The following is a 16,868-nucleotide window of genomic DNA, read 5'->3' as shown; positions in this document are numbered from 1 at the left end:
GTGAAATGAAATCTAGGATTTCTGACACAGGGTTTCAGACGGCCTTTTTATTTGGATTTCTAGTGGTCTTTGTCATTACGGAATTTACTTATCTTTTAGAAAAAAATAAAAGGGCGGTATTCGCCGCCCTGAAAATCCAAACCGCTTATTCAACCCAAGTTACCATTTCTTCAATCGGTTTGCGTGCTTTTTTGGTAATTTCTTTGGCGCGATAGCCGAATGTTGCCGCTACGGATACGCCCCATTCGTTGGCATCAAACAGACCTTCTGCCGCCAATACTTCATTCATTTTGTCGTAGTTGAAGCCTTCAATTGGGCAGGAATCGATGCCGATGGCGGCTGCGCCTGTGAGCATATTGGCCAAAGCGATATAGGTTTGCTTGCTACTCCAGTCAAAGAGCGCGCGTTGGTTGTCGGCAATTTTTATGTCAGTTTCCTGAAAACTTTTATATTTTGCCAACGCTTTTTCCAGCTGCTCGCCTTGCAAGCCCCTGCGTTCGGCAACGCTGCGGAAGAACGGGGTATCGTAACGGGCATTTTTCTTGGCAAGGATAATCACCAGATGGCTGCAGTCGTCCAGTTGGAATTGCATCCCCCAGCTGAAAGGCTTGATTTTCTCACGCAGGGCTTTGTTTTGAATCACCAAGAATTTCCATGGCTCGGAGCCGACAGAGCTGGGCGAGAGGCGGGCAAATTCTAAAATCGCTGCAAAATCTTCTTGGCTGATTTTTTTGTCGGGATCGTAATAACGGGTGGAGCAGCGATTTTCGAATACTTGCAGCATTTGTTCGCGTGTAATTTTACTCATTGGTTTTTCCTAATAAATGAAGATGTTATTTTGACCGTTTTGCCGATATCCGGTTTGCGTGAATTGGAGGAGAAAACAGGATAGGGCAGCACCATGTTAAATCAAACCCTGCGGTTAGGCTATCTTTTAATTTTGAATTTCGCAGAAAAAATCGATTAAGTATCAATATGAATATGAAAAGGCCGTCTGAAATTTTAAAAGTGAAGTTTCAGACGGCCTTTGATTTCAAATCCTGATTACAGATGCGGATTCATCAGGTTTTCTGGTGAGAGGATGCGGTTGAGCTCTTCTTCGCTCAACAGGCCGCGCTCCAGTACGACTTCGCGTACGCCTTTGCCGGTTTGGGCGCAGATTTTGCCGACCAAATCGCCGTTGTGGTGGCCGATGTACGGATTCAGGTAAGTGACCAAACCGATGGAGTTGAAAACGTAGCGTTCGCAGATTTCGCGGTTGACCGTAATGCCTTTGACGCATTTTTCGGACAGGTTGACCGCGGCGTTGCCCAAGAGGGAAATGGTTTCAAACATACATTGGGCGATGACCGGCTCCATGACGTTCAGCTGCAACTGACCTGCTTCGGCCGCGAAAGTGATGGTGGTGTCGTTGCCGATGACTTTGAAGCACACTTGGTTGACGACTTCAGGAATTACCGGATTGACTTTGGCCGGCATGATGGAAGAACCGGCCTGCAATTCAGGCAGATTGATTTCTTTCAAACCGGCGCGCGGGCCGGAAGAGAGCAGGCGCAAGTCGTTACAGATTTTGGACAGTTTGACGGCTGTGCGTTTCAATGCGCCGTGTACCATCACATATGCGCCGCAGTCGGAGGTCGCTTCGATCAGGTTTTCAGTCAGTTTGCAAGGCAGGCCGCTGACTTCGGAGAGTTTCTCAACGACTAAAGCCGCATAGCCTTTGGGTGTATTCACGCCCGTACCGATGGCGGTAGCGCCGAGGTTGACTTCAAGCAGCAGGGAGCGGGTGCGGTCGAGGTTGAGGATTTCTTCTTCCAGCAATACTTGGAAAGATTGGAATTCTTGGCCGGCAGTCATCGGCACGGCATCTTGAAGTTGGGTGCGACCCATTTTCAAAACGTCTTTAAACTCTTCGGCTTTGGCGGCAAAGGCGTTTTTCAGGATAGCCAGTTTGTCGAGCAATTCGCCGATGCTGTAATACACGGCAAGGCGGAAGCCGGTAGGATAGGCGTCGTTGGTGGATTGGCTGGCATTGACATGATCCATCGGATTGACGATGTCGTAGCGGCCTTTTTCGTATCCCAACACTTCCAGCGCAAGGTTGGCAATGACTTCGTTGGTGTTCATGTTGACCGAAGTACCGGCGCCGCCTTGATAAACGTCGGACGGGAATTGGTCGAGGCAGCGGCCTTTGACCAATACTTCGTCGCAGGCTTTTTCGATGGCGGCCGCAATTTCCGGCTTGATGGCACCTAATGCGCCGTTGGCTTGCGCGGTGGCTTTTTTAACCATCACCATGCTGCGGACAAATTGCGGTACGTCGGAAATTTTTTGCGTGGAAATTTTAAAGTTTTCAATGGCGCGCAGCGTGTGGATACCCCAATAAACATCGGCGGGGATTTCGCGGTCGCCCAATAAATCGTGTTCGATTCGTACAGTCATTTCTCTTACCTTCTCGTATAGTTGTGTTGGTGTGCGTTATGCGTTTGGAACATTAGCCCAGTTCGGCAAGATTGTCCAGTCGGTAAGGCTTAATCGTCAGGGTGAAAACGTGCCGCTTCGCGCTCTTTCGCAGCTGTCTCTTTATCTTTCAATTTCGCACCCAGTCCCAACATTTTTTCATATTCGGATTGCGGCGTGCCATCCTCTTCCATGCCGAATGCGCTGGCATTGACCCAAAGGGAAAGCAGGGAAACGATGAAGGCGAAAAAACCAACGATATACCAAAACATTTTTTTCTTCCTTGTGTGTCTGCGTGTGCAGATTGTTGTGGTTTGTAAAGATATGAATGTAGCACAAACACGGCAAGGTTTAAATTCCCTTACTTCGTCCTTTCATTCATTTACCTGTAAGTGTTTAGAAAAGAAAAGGCCGTCTGAAAAGTAAGACTTTTCAGACGGCCTTGGGACTATATCGGGAAGATTAGCCGCCGCATGCGCCGCAGCAACCGCCTTCGCCATGACCGCCGCGTTTTTCTTCGTTGTTGACAACGGGCAGCTCGGTTTCTTCGGTTTGCTCTTTTTTATCTTCAGGCAAATCGTTTACTTTGATTTTGTTTTCTTCAGCCATGATATATCCTTTCAATGGATTAGGGAGTGGAAAGATTCATAAAGATAGCATCTTTAGAGCGATAAACCAAGTAGTGCAAAACGGTCTTGTGATAATGCCATGACTTGGAACAATAAATTTGATTGCAAAAGCGTAAAGGCCGTCTGAAGGAATCTTTAGGATGCGTGTTGGTTTCTATGGTTTGGAATGATGGCCGTAAGATTTGTGAATGTTTGGGTTTCAGGGTTGAACTGACATGGATTTCAAAAAACAATACAATGTTATCATCATCTGGACACCGCCAATTGATCGGAGCATATATGTATTCACACCACAGCGAACGCCATTTCAGCAACCGCAACAACTGGCTTCGGGCAAGCGTATTGGGTGCTAATGACGGCCTGATTTCCACTGCCTCGCTGTTGACGGGCGTAGCCGCAGCCGTACCCGATTTCCAAACCCTGCTGTTGACCGGTGTTTCGGCGCTGATCGGGGGCGCAGTATCGATGGCGGCGGGGGAGTACGTTTCCGTGTCCAGCCAATCGGATACGGAAAAAGCCGATTTGCACAAAGAACGCCACGAATTGGCAAATAATCCTGATGCGGAGTTGGAGGAACTGACTGAAATTTACCGCCGCCGCGGTTTGTCCGGCGCGCTTGCCGCCGAAGTCGCGCAAGCCTTGATGGAACACGATGCACTTGCCGCCCACGCGCGCGACGAAATCGGCATTACCGAAGCCTCGGCAGCCCGTCCCATGCAGGCTGCGCTGGCTTCTGCCGCTTCATTTTGCGCCGGCGCGATTTTACCTTTACTGGTCGCGTTGACAGCTTCTGGTGCCATTGTCCCTGCATTGGCAGTCTCCACTTTGTGCGGACTGGCATTACTGGGTTATGTCTCCGCCAAACTGGGCGGCGCGCCTGTCGTTCCCGCCGTTTTGCGCGTGTGCCTGTGGGGCGTTGCGGCATTGGCGATAACTGGGTTTATTGGAAAATTGGCCGGCGTGGCGGTTTGATTGTAAGGCCTTATATTCTTTTAAACCTGTATCCAGTAAAATTGAAAATTAATTTGCTCACTAAAGGCCGTCTGAAAATTTTTCAGACGGCCTGCGGTGCTTGTATTGACTTATTGCACACTGTTTTTTGTCATGACCTATCCGATTCCCAAACCCCGTGAAAAATCCCATTGGCTCAATCTTTCGCAAGGCTCGCTGCCCTTGGCTTTGGCGCGTTATCTGCCGCATAAACAGCTCAAGGTTGTCTTGACCCAAGATGCGGAACAGGCGCTACGCCTTCAGACGGCCTGGCTGTTTTTCCGTCCGCACGACACGGCGGTGTTCCTGCCGGACTGGGAAACGCTGCCTTACGAGCGTTTTTCGCCGCATCAGGATTTGGTGTCGGAACGTCTCTCGGCGTTGTGGCAGATTAAGAGCGGTGCGGCGGACGTGTTGTTCGTACCGGTTGCCACGGCGATGCAGAAGCTGCCGCCCGTGCCGTTTTTGGCGGGGCGCACGTTTTGGCTGAAAACCGGGCAGACTTTGGATATAGGCCGTCTGAAAAGTGATTTGGTGGATGCAGGTTATAACCATGTTTCCCATGTTGTCGCGGCAGGCGAGTTTGCCGTGCGCGGCGGCATTGTCGATTTGTTCCCGATGGGCAGCGAAATGCCTTACCGCATCGATTTGTTCGACGATGAAATCGACAGCATTAAAACCTTCGATACCGAAACGCAGCGCACCATCTCGCCCGTTTCCGAAATTCGCCTGCTGCCGGCGCACGAGTTCCCCACCGACAGCGAGGCGCAGAAAATCTTCCGCAGCCGCTTCCGCGAGGAAGTCGATGGCAATCCAAACGATGCCGCCGTGTACAAAGCCGTCAGCAACGGCCACTTCGGCGCGGGCGTGGAATACTATCTGCCGCTGTTTTTTGAAAACGAGCTGGAAACGCTGTTTGATTATATCGGCGAAGACGCGCTGTTTGTCTCTTTGGGCGATGTTCACGCCGAGGCAAACCGCTTTTGGAGCGACGTCAAATCGCGTTACGCCATGGCGCAGGGCGATGAAACCTATCCGCCTTTGCTTCCACAGCATTTGTATCTCTCTGCCGATGTGTTCGCAGGTCGTCTGAAAAACTACGGACAAGTGCTGCCCGATGTTTCCGGCAAAGAACACACCCTGCCCGACCTTGCCGTCAACCGCCAATCCGACGAGCCGTTGCAGGCATTGAAGGATTTTCAGACGACCTTTGAAGGACGGATTTTGCTGTGCGCTGAAAGTTTGGGACGGCGCGAAACCATGCTCGGCTTCTTGCAGCAAAACGGCTTGAAAGCCAAACCTGTGTCCGACTGGCAGGGCTTTTTATCAGCGCACGAGCCGCTGATGATTACGGTCGCGCCGTTGGCATACGGGTTTAAATTAGAAGATCAAAACATCGCGGTCATCACCGAATCTGACCTCTACCAATACGTTGCCCGTTCGCGCAAACATCATCGCAAGAAACACGCCGCCGTTTCAGACGGCCTGTTGCGTGACCTTGCCGAAATCAATATCGGCGATCCCGTCGTTCACGAAGAACACGGCATCGGCCGATATATGGGCTTGGTAACGATGGATTTGGGCGGCGAAACCAACGAAATGATGTTGCTCGAATACGCGGGCGAAGCGCAGCTTTATGTGCCTGTTTCTCAACTGCATTTAATCAGCCGCTACTCCGGTCAGGCACATGAAAACGTCGCCCTGCACAAGCTCGGTAGTGGCGCGTGGAACAAGGCGAAGCGCAAGGCCGCCGAAAAAGCGCGCGACACCGCCGCTGAGTTGCTCAATCTCTACGCCCAACGCGCCGCCCAATCGGGACACAAGTTTGAAATCAACGAGTTGGACTATCAAGCGTTTGCCGACGGCTTCGGCTACGAAGAAACCGAAGACCAGGCCGCCGCTATCGCCGCGGTGATTAAAGACCTGACGCAGGCGAAGCCGATGGACCGCCTTGTGTGCGGCGATGTCGGCTTTGGCAAAACCGAAGTCGCCCTGCGCGCCGCGTTTGTGGCGGTGATGGGCGGCAAACAGGTCGCCGTACTCGCCCCGACCACGCTTCTGGTGGAGCAGCACGCGCAAAACTTTGCCGACCGCTTCGCCGATTTCCCCGTGAAAGTTGCCAGCCTTTCACGTTTCAACAACAGCAAAGCCACCAAAGCCGCGCTCGAAGGCATGGCGGACGGCACGGTCGATATCGTTATCGGTACGCACAAATTGGTGCAGGACGACATCAAATTCAAAAACTTAGGACTGGTTATTATTGATGAAGAACACCGCTTCGGCGTGCGCCAGAAGGAGCAGCTCAAACGCCTACGCGCCAATGTCGATATCCTCACCATGACCGCCACGCCGATTCCGCGCACCCTCAGCATGGCGCTCGAAGGCCTGCGCGACTTCTCGCTGATTACCACCGCGCCCAGCCGCCGCCTCGCCGTCAAAACCTTTGTCAAACCGTTCAGCGAAGGCAGCGTGCGCGAAGCCGTGTTGCGCGAACTCAAGCGCGGCGGACAAGTGTTTTTCCTGCACAATGAAGTGGATACCATCGAAAACATGCGCGAGCGGTTGGAAACCCTGTTGCCCGAAGCCCGCATCGGCGTGGCACACGGACAACTGCGCGAGCGCGAGTTGGAGCAAGTGATGCGCGACTTTTTGCAGCAAAGATTCAACGTGTTGCTCTGTTCCACCATCATCGAAACCGGCATCGACATCCCCAACGCCAACACCATCATCATCAACCGCGCCGACAAATTCGGGCTCGCGCAACTGCACCAGCTTCGCGGGCGCGTCGGCCGCAGCCACCACCAAGCCTACGCCTACTTGCTCACGCCCGAATACATCACCAAAGACGCAGAAAAACGCCTCGACGCCATCGCGGCGGCAGACGAACTCGGCGCAGGTTTCACCCTCGCCATGCAGGATTTGGAAATCCGCGGCGCAGGCGAAATCCTCGGCGAAGGGCAATCCGGCGAAATGATACAGGTCGGCTTCACGCTCTACACCGAAATGCTCAAACAAGCCGTTCGCGACCTCAAAAAAGGCCGCCAGCCCGACCTCGACGCACCGCTGGGCATCACCACCGAAATCAAACTGCACAGCCCGGCATTATTGCCTGAAGACTACTGCCCCGACATTCATGAGCGTCTCGTCCTCTACAAACGCCTCGCCGTCTGCGAAACCGTGCAGCAAATCAACGCCATACACGAAGAACTCGTCGACCGCTTCGGCCTGCCCGAACAACCCGTCAAAACCCTCATCGAAAGCCACCACTTACGGCTTGCGGCAAAAGAATTAGGCATTGATGCCATTGATGCGACCAGCGAAGCGGTAACGGTAACTTTTGGCAAAAACAACAATGTCGATCCAACCGAAATCATCCTGCTGATTCAAAACGACAAAAAATACCGCCTTGCCGGAGCCGATAAGCTGCGATTTACCGCAGAGATGGAAAATATCGAAGTGCGGATTAATACAGTGAAGAACGTATTGAAGACTTTGAAAGAAAGGGTGATGTTGAAGTAAGGATGGAGGGAAAAAGGCCGTCTGAAAAAAATCCAACGGCCTTTTTATACTATTCCTGCTTAATAAGTGTAGGTAGAATTGAGAACCAACAGAACTATTAAATATATTGAAATCGTTAGGTTTATCAATCCAATCTACACATTTAAGAATTTACAGTACTATCAGCTTCGGGAATCAAACCTAAGGTTACTAAATCTATCAGGGAATTATTATGAAAATGAGGGCAATGATATTGGGGATTACAGGCTTGATATTGTCCGGTTGCTTTTTCTCTAATGATGAAATTAAGTTGAATGATATTTGGAATTTTAAAATTACTGTCAAGGAAGCTAAGGAGAACAGGCAGGTTCATTTGACAGGTTTATTAGGCAATAGCGCAATGGGCATTTCGGATATCAAAATAACTACCTGCAACGATGAGCTGAATATTGTTTTATTTCAAAAATTAGCAGGTTCGGAATACTCAGGAGCATTAGATAAAGAAATTGCTCTTGAAAGCAGTATTAAAAAGATTACATATGGTTCTGAACACAAGGTTATATGGCAAGATTAAAATCAATGAAAAGGCCGTCTGAAAACTGAATTTCAGACGGCCTTTTATTTCCTTATAACGTCATAACGTTCTTATCATCAGAAACGATAGTTCACGCCCAAGGCGAACTCGCGGCCGCGCTCGTAGAAGGGGGTGCGTCCGTTGCCGTCGGGGAAGCGTTGGCTGTGTGAACGGTATTGCTTGTTGCCGATGTTGTTGACGGCGAAGTTGACGTTCAGGTTGTCTTTTTTCAGCGGCTGCCAGTTGGCGTAGATGTCGTGTACGCCGTAACCGGCTTTCTTGCCGTGTATCGTGCCTTGTCCGCGGGCGACGTCGGTATATTTCACGCTTTGGGCGTAGCGGCCGCGCCAGCCGATTTCGAGTTTGGGGTTCTCAAACTGATAAGACAGGCCGGTCAGCCATTGGCGGCCGGTGTTCCAGAAGGTGAACGAGCTTTCGTGGTCTTCGGCTTGAATTGGGCTTTCACCGTAGTACATTTCGCCGTTCAGACGCGGTTTGACATAGGACACGCCGGCGCGCGCGGTCAGGCCGCCCCAACGGTAGGATGCGTCAAGTTCGTAGCCGTAGGTTTTGAGCGTGCCGCCGTTGTAAATCTTGCCGCGTTCGGTGATGGAGGCGGTGTTGTTGTTGATTTTTGCCCAACGATAGACGATAAGGTCTTTGATGCGTTGGTGGAACACGCTGCCGCTGACGTTGAAGTTGTCGTTGCGCCATCTGAAGCCCAATTCGGCGCGGCGGGCGGTTTCGGCTTTGAGGTTGCTGTCCAAATCGGCGGCAGCGCCTGCACGTTCGTTAGCCAACAGGGCTTCGTTTAGGCGGGGCGCACGGCTTGCCTGATTGAGGTTTGCCAAGAGGGAGAAGTTGTCGTTGATGTCCCAAATCGCACCGATGCTGGGGTTGAGCTGACCGTGCGATGCGCTTTGTTTGCTGGCGGCGTTGTATTTGAAATGGTCGTAACGCAGGCCTGTGGTCAGGGTAACAGGGTGCAGGTTCCAGATGCCTTCCGCGTACACGCCGTATTCGGCTTTTTTCTCTTTGTCTCGGTCATACAGGCCGAGAATTTTCAGCCATGCGCCTTTGTCGGACGGTTCGGAGGTTTCGTGGCGGTAGTTGACGCCGTATTTCACCATGTGTCCGTCGCCGAAGGAGCTGGCGAGGTTCAGATTTGCGCCGGTTGCTTTGATTTTGCTTAACTCAAGCTTGCCGATGGGAACGCCGCCTTGCGCCGTGCCGGAGGCTTGGGCTTTTGGAGAAGGAGCGCCTTTAGGAGGCTTGGTGTCGTCGGTATTGATTTGGAAGACGTTGGCGTCGATTTTGTCGATAAAGCCGACGTTGCGGCCGCGGTATTCCAGATTGTAGGTCTGCTCTTTTTGATAAGTGCCGTCCACGCCGACATAGCTGTCAACGTTTTGGAACTCGGCTTTGTCGGTGCGGTTGCCTTTTTGGTATTCCTGACGGTAGGTCAGGCGGATGCCGTGGTCGTCGTTGAAGTCGTAGCCGAGTTTGGCGAGGTAGCTGTGCTGTTTCAGACGGCTGCCGCGGTTGACATCGCCGTTGCCGTCTTTGTAGTCGCGGTTGTTGAGGAAGTTGCCTGCAAACAAGGCATCGAAGCCGTTTTGATAGCCGTAAACCGCTGCGTTGCCGGTTGAGCCTTTATTGCTGCTCAAGCCCGCGCCGAGTTTGAAACCGAAAGGTTTGCCATCGGTCAGCAGGTCTTTCGCGTCAACCGTCGTCACGCGGATGGTACCGCCGACCGCGCCCAAGCCCGCGCTCGCTGCGCCTGTGCCTTTTTCGACGTTGATGCTTTTCACCAAAGCGGGGTCAAGCTGGAAGCGGCTTTGGTGGTGGAAAATTTTGGTGGATTGGCTGGTGCCGTCCACTTCCAGATTAATCTTGTCTTCGCCGACGCCGCGGATACTGTAAAACTGCGCCACGCCGTTGCCGCCGCCGACATCCATACCGATTTGGTCTTTCATGACTTGTTTCAAATCGGTTGAAGTTTCGCGGTCAAGCTGGTTTCGGGTAACGCGGGTCGGTACGGCGGTACCGGTAACCTTAATTTCATTCAGTTCGGCAGTTTCTGCGGGGTGCGTATTTTCGGCATGGGCGAAGCCTGTTGATAGTGCGAGTGTAATGAGACTAAGGCGGAATACAGGAAAAGAGGTTTTATTCATGATTTTTCCCAAGGAATAAAAAATTGACCGCTTATTCTAATTATTTTAATAATGATTATCAAATTCTTAATAGATATTAATAAATATATTCTGTTTCATTTCAATCTAAAATTAATATGATTTTTATAAAAATCAATTAGTTTATATTTTAGTTAAATTTAGTAAAGGTTCTTTGGCTGAGAAAGGGGTTGAGTCTTACTTTTTCCGAGAGGGAGAGATGGGATAGCTTGAATATCTGTCAATAAAGAATTTTGTCTATCAGCGTTTTATTTAAAAAGGCCGTCTGAAAAGTACGTTTCAGACGGCCTAAATATTTATGTTTTACAGCAAAGGGCTCATCAGGCGGACGGCATTTTCTACGAGGCCGCGGAGTTTGGAGCGTTGTTGCCATGATTTGATGGCAATGTAGCTGCTGTTTTTGAGGTAGTCACGTTGGAGGTTGCAGATTTGTTTGGTGGTGTCGCGATCGTAGATGGCGAGGCTGATTTCGAGGTTGAGGAAGAAGCTGCGCATGTCCATATTGACCGTACCGAAGAGGGAGTAGTCTTCGTCTATGGTCAAGGTTTTGGCATGTAAAAGCCCACCTTCAAACATGGCGATTTTGACGCCGGCTTCCAGCAGCATAGGGTAGTAGGCGCGTGAGGCGTAGCGTACCATCAGTGAATCGACTTTGGCGGGCAGTATCAGGGTTACTTTGACGCCGCGTTTGGCGGCGACGGTTAATGCCATGAGAAGCGGCTCGTCGGGGACGAAGTAGGGGGTGGTAATTGTGATTTGTTTGGTAGCGGCATAGATGGCGCTGATGATGGTTTCGTAGATGACGAAGCTGCTTTGCTCGGGGGCGGAGGGAATGATTTGGGCAACAATATTGCCTTGCTGCATTTTTTCGGGAAGGATTTGGGGCAGCAGGTTTTTTGCTTGGTTGAGGTATGTTTGTACGTTTTGGAGGTTTTTATCGGTTTCGACGGCAAGGTCGGCGAAGAAGACGGCTGACAGTTCTAGTACCATAGGCCCTGTGCAACGCATCATGGCATCTATCCATTCGCCGACGCCTGAGTTTTGTTTGAAGTAACGCGGATCGACGAGGTTGAAGCTGCCGGTGTAACCGATTTTGCTGTCGATGACGAGGATTTTACGGTGGTTGCGCAGGTCGGTACGTGTGAATAATGTACGCCAGATGCCGACAGGTAAGGAGGTATGTACTTCTACGCCTGCTTGGCGCAGTTTCTCTACCCAATCGCTTTCAAGAAAGCTCCTGCTGCCGACGGCATCGGCCAATATAGCGCAGTCTACGCCTCTGGCTTTGGCGGCAAGGATTTCATTTAGAATTTCTTCGATGCGGCCTTTGGGTTCGATAATGTAAAAGGCCAACAGGCAGGAATGGGCTGCGGCGCGTATGTCGGCAAGCATGCTGTCGATGATGGTATCGGTGGTTGAGAGCAGGCTCATGGCGTTGCCTCGGGTTGCACCCAGCCCCGTTCCTTTTTCGGCAACTTTACTGATGCCGTGGTAACGCGATTTCACTTGGTCGGCAATATCGAGATACATATCGGTAAGGTGGGCGGCGGCAAAGTTGCGGTAGAAACGGTTCATTTCGCCGGTACGTTTGGCGCGGGCCGTACCGAGACGCGGCTCGCCGATGAGGATGTAGGCGATGGTTCCGAATACGGGGAAAAGGAAGAGGATAATCAGCCAGGCAAAGGTTGAGCCGATGTTTTTTTGTTTGTACAACACGCGCAGCATGCAGGCGAGTGCGGCGCAGGTGTGGGCGAAGATAAAAATCTCGGTCCAGGTAATGTCTTTTAAGAAATTCATATTCGGTAGGGATTGGTTGAATTTTTAAATTTAAAGGTTGGGGCCGACAAGCTTCAAATATTAAGTATATAGAAAAACCGTCTGAAAACAAATTTACACGATAATTGTGTTTTTGCTTTCAGACGGCCTTTGCGTTGCTTTCATTAACGGTGATACTGACGGGACAGTTCGTGTACGGTATCGACCAGAATTTTGGCGTGTTCGGGGTCGGCGTGTTGGTTGATGCCGTGGCCGAGGTTGAATACATGGCCGCTGCCGTTGCCGTAGTCGGCAAGGATGCGTGCGACTTCGGTGCGGATAGATTCGGGCGTACCGAAGAGGGCAAACGGGTCGAAGTTGCCTTGCAGGGCAACTTGTTCGCCGACGCGACGGCGGGCTTCGCCGATGTTGCAGGTCCAGTCCAAGCCTAATGCGTCTGCGCCGATTTCTGCCATGCTTTCCAGCCATAAGCCGCCGCCTTTGGCAAATACGATAACAGGCACGCGGCGGCCTTCGCTTTCGCGTTTGAGTCCGGCTACGATTTGACAGATATATTTCAGGCTGAATTCTTTAAATGCGGCATCACTCAACACGCCGCCCCAAGTGTCGAAAATTTGTACGGCTTGTGCGCCGGCATCGATTTGGGCATTGAGATAAGCGGTAACGGCTTGGGCATTGGTGTCGAGGATTTTATGCAGCAAATCAGGGCGCGAATACATCATGGTTTTGATGGTGCGGAATTCTTTGCTGCTGCCGCCTTCGACCATGTAGCAGGCGAGTGTGAACGGGCTGCCGGAGAAGCCGATGAGTGGAACGCGGCCGTCCAGTGCTTTACGGATGGAAGTTACCGCGTCAAAGACGTATTGCAGTTTTTCCATGTCGGGAACTTGCAGTTTTGCAATGTCGGCTTCGTGTTGCAAAGCGCGTTCAAATTTCGGGCCTTCGCCTTCGGCAAAATACAGACCCAAACCCATGGCATCGGGGACGGTCAGAATATCGGAAAACAGAATTGCCGCGTCCAGATCGAAGCGGTCTAAAGGCTGGATGGTAACTTCTGTCGCCAACTCGGTGTTTTTGCACAAATCGAGAAAGCTGCCTGCGCGTGCGCGCGTGGCTTTATATTCAGGCAGATAGCGTCCGGCTTGGCGCATCATCCAGATGGGTGTGTATTCGACAGGCTGTTTGAGCAGGGCGCGGAGGAAAGTGTCGTTTTTCAGAGCAGTCATGATAAATAGGCTTTCTGATTTGGTATGTTGGAACAAAGTTCAGACGGCCTTAGTTGTTTATTCAGGCCGTCTGAAATAATTAAATAGAAACTGGTATGAAAGATTTCATGAGTTATTAATGCGAAGCCGGCACATCAATTGGGTTGAGGAAGGGCTGTCGGATGTTCTTCCTCGGCCACGCTTTCCAAAACCAGATTGCGTTGTTCTTGCGCTTTTTGCGGCTGATCGGTTTCATCAAACACGCGGGCCAAGACCAAATGCGCAGATACGCTGGGTTGCAGGGCGATGCTGGCTTCGAGGTAGCCTTGGGCTTTGCCCCAAAGTTTGCGGCCGTAAGCCAGTTGGCCGAGATACATCAACAGTAGCGCATTGTCCGGTTGTTCCTCCAACCAAGAATCTGCCAAATCGATGGCTTTTTGCTGGTCGCGCTCGCTTAGGAAACGCACGGATTCGACAAATGCTTCCAAAAGCTCGGGCTGGCGGTTTTGCGGATAATGGGTTTTTACCCATTTGACCGCTTCGGCATACAAGCCCAAACGTTCGTATTTTTCGGCTATCGCGACGCATAATTCGCCAGATTTCACGTTTTCGGGAATCTGTTTCAAACAGGCTTTCAGACGGCCTGCATCGGTTACTTCGCTTAAGAGGCGGCGATATGCCCAATTTTGATACTGTTCGGCTTCGTAATCGTTGATGGCGCCGGCTTTAACCAGTTTTTCCGCTTTTGCCAAGACATCTGCAGCATCGCCATGATCAAAGGCATAACGTAATTGCAGGCGGACCAGGCGGCTTAAGTTGCTATTAATTTTTGCTGCGGCTTCAAGGTTTTGTGCGGCAGTCGGATAATCGCGGCGGCTCAGTGCAGATTCGGCCAGCAAAAGATGACGGGAAAGCTGTTGTTTTTGTGGCAGGTGTTCGATTTCGTGCAGGTAGCGGTCGCGCAATTCGAAGTTTTCCATTTGGTCGGCCGCGTGCGCGCCCAACATCAAAGCCAGGGTGCGGTTGTCGCCTGCTTCTTTGTTTTGCAAGACTTTGGCGGCTTCTTGTTCGGCTTTTTCAAAGCGGCCTTCAAAATATGCCAGACCTGCGCTGTTCAAAGAGGCAGAAGCCTGACGGCCTTTGCGGGCAATGCCGAAGCGTTGCATACGCGCCGGAATGTTCAAGAGGCCGAACACGAATTTAATCAGGAAATACAAGACGAATACGCTCAACAGCAGGCCTAAAACAAAGGCATGCAGATTGATACGCAGCATGGTTTGCTCAACCACAACGTACACGTTACCGGTATAAATGCCGGAAGCCAACGCTAAACCGACGGCGGCGGCAAACAGAATGACAATCCAAACGACGGTTTTCATGCTTGCTCTCCTTTAATTTTGGCAGCAGGCTTGGTTTGGTTTTGTGGTTTGGCAGCTTCGGCGGCCGGTTCTTTTTTGTTTTCAGACGGCAATGCAGGTGCTTCCAAAGACTGAGGAGCGGAAGCGGCAGCCGGTGCGGAAGTTGTGGCTTGTTCGGTAACTGCAGCCGGAGCGGAAGCGGAAGCGGTTTTCTCGGTAGCTTGGGTTTGTGCAGCTTCTTCGGTCGTCATTTGTGTACGAGAACCTTCTTGATAAGCGCGAACGGCACTCAAGCTGGCTTTCAGGCTGTCGTCCGAAATCATGCGGACATCAAGGGCTTTGAGTTCGGCCAACTCTTTCAACCATGACTGCGTAGCAGGGGATTTGCTGTCGAAGTATTGCTTCACGGTTGCTTCAACGTTGTTCAAATCGCTTTGATACACTTCGCCGTTGTGTTGCAACAGGGCAATGCGCGCATCCAAAAGGCGCAGGCGCAGGTTTTCACGGATGAAGTAGGTTTGTTCGGGCGAAATCAACATGGCATCGTTGCTGTCCAGATGACGGACTTCAACCAAGCCTTTGAGGGCATTGATGGATTTTTCCCATGTGTTTTCCCACCAAGTTCCTGAATTAGTGGCTTCGACAGGCGCAGCACCCGGTTTCAATACGCCGTCCAAAACCAAAGGCAGGCCGGAAATACCGGTTTCCAAGCGGTCGATACGCAAGGCAGTTGCGGAAATATCGACATAAGGACGGTTTTTCAGCGCGGCCAAATCATTGCTGATGGCTTGCTTGACGGGGATAAGCTCAGGCTGTTCAAAACGGCTTAAGCGGCTGTCGATGTGCTCCAATACGCTGACCGCGCCTTGGAGGTTGCCTGACAGCATCAATTGTTGCGAAGCAGTGTTCAGCATGGATTCGGCTTCGTCAACCAGCCAGTTGATACGGCCTTTGAGTAACTCTTGATAAGCTTTCTGCGTTTGCAGGATTTGATCGCTATTGTTTTTTTGACCGTTGTTCAGGCGGTCTAACTCGGCCTGAATAGCGGTTTGGCGGTTGAGGCTGTCTTTTAAAAGGCTGGCGTTTTCAGATTCACCTAACGCGGCTTTGTCGATTTTTTGGTTGAATTCGAGCTCTTGGTTTTTTAAAACATTTTGACCCTGTACAAACAGGAATCCGCTCGCGCCTAGGCCTAGCAGTGCCAAGACGGTTGCACCTGCGGCCAAGGCTTTGCCGCCAGATTGTTTGATGATAACAGGGGCGTTGTTTTGTGGGAGATTGTTGGACTCGGGCATGCTCGCCTCCACTTGCTGAGGTTGGGTAGGTTTGATTTGTTCAGACGGCCTGGTGTTTTCAGAACCTTCAGGCGCCGGAGCTACCGTATTGGCAACTTGTTGGGTATCTTTATTGTCTTCGACTTGGTTCACTGCTTGGCTCCTTTGTGACATGGATGAAAGTGCAGCGGATAGAGAAGTGACGGTTTCTACATGTTTGGCACCGACGATGCGAAGCGCATCGGAAATGCGCGGATGATGGGTAAAGTATAGCAAGGATTCGAAGAATCGGGAAAATTGCGGCGGAATCTGATGGAAAAATTCGCGTGCGAGTTCACCGGATGTGATGTAGGCGGCGGCGATGTCTTCGGTTTTAAAGTGCTGCCAATCGATGGCGTGTGGCCGTCTGAAATAGATTTCGGCGATGTCGATTTGGAAACCCAGTTCAGTCAGTTTGTCTGCTAGAAAATCACGGCCGCCATGACCTCGAATGATTAAAACTCGGGCATTGGGTGGCAGGTTTTTCCAAATAGGCATTCTCAAGACGGCTTCGCTGTCGTTGCCATCTTCGGGAGAGAATACGGGATAGGGGGAGAATTGTGCCAAAGTATGTTGGCTGGTTTGGCCGACGGTAATGTGTGCTTTGGGTCCGTCTGAAAAATTCAAGTGCGGCGCTGCGGTTTCAATAGCGGTGGGGCTGACCCAAAACACGACATCGGCTTGCTTGAATTGTTCGGGAAGTTTGTTTAGTGCCGAAAGATCCGCCTCTATTTCAATCGGACTCAATACCTGAGCCTGCCAACCGGCTGCATGGCAGGTTTGGATATCTTGCTGTGGACGGTTGGACGGACGGATGATGAGTAGAGTAGGCATAATGTGGGATAAATTATTAAGGTTTAGGCCGTCTGAAAG

The 16,868-nt window shown here is 51.2% G+C and carries 12 protein-coding genes and 1 pseudogene; 3 read left to right on the top strand and 10 right to left on the bottom strand.

What is annotated here, in order from left to right; translation table 11 throughout:
* Window positions 1–145: 145 nt before the first annotated feature.
* From ACTHUF_RS01735 to ACTHUF_RS01720, 4 genes are all read right to left on the bottom strand, one after another.
* Entirely contained in the window at window positions 146–808 is a 663-nt protein-coding gene (locus tag ACTHUF_RS01735) for an NAD(P)H-dependent oxidoreductase (protein WP_070822479.1), read from the bottom strand.
* Between the two features lie 236 nt (window positions 809–1,044).
* Window positions 1,045–2,442, bottom strand: coding sequence for an aspartate ammonia-lyase (gene aspA / locus ACTHUF_RS01730; protein WP_036491490.1), 1,398 nt, complete (start codon window positions 2,440–2,442; stop codon window positions 1,045–1,047).
* 89 nt (window positions 2,443–2,531) lie between these two features.
* Window positions 2,532–2,732, bottom strand: coding sequence for a hypothetical protein (locus tag ACTHUF_RS01725; RefSeq protein WP_003746297.1), 201 nt, complete (start codon window positions 2,730–2,732; stop codon window positions 2,532–2,534).
* Window positions 2,733–2,922: 190 nt separating this feature from the next.
* Entirely contained in the window at window positions 2,923–3,069 is a 147-nt protein-coding gene (locus ACTHUF_RS01720; protein WP_049322342.1) for a hypothetical protein, read from the bottom strand.
* Window positions 3,070–3,368: 299 nt separating this feature from the next.
* Between ACTHUF_RS01720 and ACTHUF_RS01715 the strand changes: the two genes are divergently transcribed.
* From ACTHUF_RS01715 to ACTHUF_RS01705, 3 genes are all read left to right on the top strand, one after another.
* A complete protein-coding gene (locus ACTHUF_RS01715) occupies window positions 3,369–4,061 on the top strand; it encodes a VIT1/CCC1 transporter family protein (RefSeq protein WP_440406842.1) in 693 nt (230 codons plus the stop codon).
* Window positions 4,062–4,193: 132 nt separating this feature from the next.
* Window positions 4,194–7,598 carry a transcription-repair coupling factor gene (gene mfd / locus ACTHUF_RS01710; RefSeq protein ID WP_440406840.1) on the top strand — a complete coding sequence of 1,135 codons (3,405 nt, stop codon included), beginning with the start codon at window positions 4,194–4,196 and terminating at the stop codon, window positions 7,596–7,598.
* A 211-nt stretch (window positions 7,599–7,809) separates the two neighbouring features.
* Entirely contained in the window at window positions 7,810–8,151 is a 342-nt protein-coding gene (locus tag ACTHUF_RS01705; RefSeq protein ID WP_440406838.1) for a hypothetical protein, read from the top strand.
* A gap of 77 nt (window positions 8,152–8,228) precedes the next feature.
* Here the strand turns inward: ACTHUF_RS01705 and ACTHUF_RS01700 are convergent, their stop codons facing one another.
* The 6 genes and pseudogenes from ACTHUF_RS01700 to ACTHUF_RS01675 all read right to left on the bottom strand — a co-directional run.
* Window positions 8,229–10,325, bottom strand: coding sequence for a TonB-dependent receptor plug domain-containing protein (locus ACTHUF_RS01700; protein ID WP_440406836.1), 2,097 nt, complete (start codon window positions 10,323–10,325; stop codon window positions 8,229–8,231).
* Window positions 10,326–10,646: 321 nt separating this feature from the next.
* Window positions 10,647–12,140: a cardiolipin synthase gene (cls, locus tag ACTHUF_RS01695; protein ID WP_371489576.1), complete on the bottom strand. Its 1,494-nt coding sequence runs from the start codon at window positions 12,138–12,140 to the stop codon at window positions 10,647–10,649.
* A gap of 143 nt (window positions 12,141–12,283) precedes the next feature.
* Window positions 12,284–13,345, bottom strand: coding sequence for a uroporphyrinogen decarboxylase (gene hemE / locus ACTHUF_RS01690; RefSeq protein ID WP_440406834.1), 1,062 nt, complete (start codon window positions 13,343–13,345; stop codon window positions 12,284–12,286).
* 134 nt (window positions 13,346–13,479) lie between these two features.
* Window positions 13,480–14,703, bottom strand: a complete 1,224-nt coding sequence (locus tag ACTHUF_RS01685) for a heme biosynthesis protein HemY (RefSeq protein WP_315094384.1) — start codon at window positions 14,701–14,703, stop codon at window positions 13,480–13,482.
* Window positions 14,700–16,130, bottom strand: a complete 1,431-nt coding sequence (locus ACTHUF_RS01680; RefSeq protein ID WP_440407112.1) for a uroporphyrinogen-III C-methyltransferase — start codon at window positions 16,128–16,130, stop codon at window positions 14,700–14,702. The genes ACTHUF_RS01685 and ACTHUF_RS01680 overlap by 4 nt, the downstream gene beginning before the upstream one ends.
* Window positions 16,125–16,829: pseudogene (locus tag ACTHUF_RS01675) on the bottom strand (uroporphyrinogen-III synthase); the annotation flags it as partial. The pseudogene ACTHUF_RS01675 and the gene ACTHUF_RS01680, both read right to left, overlap by 6 nt.
* Window positions 16,830–16,868: the final 39 nt, after the last annotated feature.

Origin of the sequence: Neisseria sp. P0024.S006 (assembly GCF_051956595.1) — a bacterium.
In the GTDB taxonomy this organism is placed as follows: Bacteria; Pseudomonadota; Gammaproteobacteria; order Burkholderiales; family Neisseriaceae; genus Neisseria.
The sequence above is the reverse complement of the archived record's forward strand: the minus strand, read 5'-3'. Positions and strand labels throughout refer to the sequence as shown.

Coding starts and splice junctions, on each gene's coding strand:
- ACTHUF_RS01700 (WP_440406836.1), bottom strand. CDS start 10,325: ATGAATAAAACCTCTTTTCCTGTATTCCGCCTTAGTCTCATTACACTC.
- ACTHUF_RS01705 (WP_440406838.1), top strand. CDS start 7,810: ATGAAAATGAGGGCAATGATATTGGGGATTACAGGCTTGATATTGTCC.
- cls (WP_371489576.1), bottom strand. CDS start 12,140: ATGAATTTCTTAAAAGACATTACCTGGACCGAGATTTTTATCTTCGCC.
- aspA (WP_036491490.1), bottom strand. CDS start 2,442: ATGACTGTACGAATCGAACACGATTTATTGGGCGACCGCGAAATCCCC.
- ACTHUF_RS01715 (WP_440406842.1), top strand. CDS start 3,369: ATGTATTCACACCACAGCGAACGCCATTTCAGCAACCGCAACAACTGG.
- hemE (WP_440406834.1), bottom strand. CDS start 13,345: ATGACTGCTCTGAAAAACGACACTTTCCTCCGCGCCCTGCTCAAACAG.
- ACTHUF_RS01725 (WP_003746297.1), bottom strand. CDS start 2,732: ATGTTTTGGTATATCGTTGGTTTTTTCGCCTTCATCGTTTCCCTGCTT.
- ACTHUF_RS01685 (WP_315094384.1), bottom strand. CDS start 14,703: ATGAAAACCGTCGTTTGGATTGTCATTCTGTTTGCCGCCGCCGTCGGT.
- ACTHUF_RS01680 (WP_440407112.1), bottom strand. CDS start 16,130: ATGTCACAAAGGAGCCAAGCAGTGAACCAAGTCGAAGACAATAAAGAT.
- ACTHUF_RS01735 (WP_070822479.1), bottom strand. CDS start 808: ATGAGTAAAATTACACGCGAACAAATGCTGCAAGTATTCGAAAATCGC.
- ACTHUF_RS01720 (WP_049322342.1), bottom strand. CDS start 3,069: ATGGCTGAAGAAAACAAAATCAAAGTAAACGATTTGCCTGAAGATAAA.
- mfd (WP_440406840.1), top strand. CDS start 4,194: ATGACCTATCCGATTCCCAAACCCCGTGAAAAATCCCATTGGCTCAAT.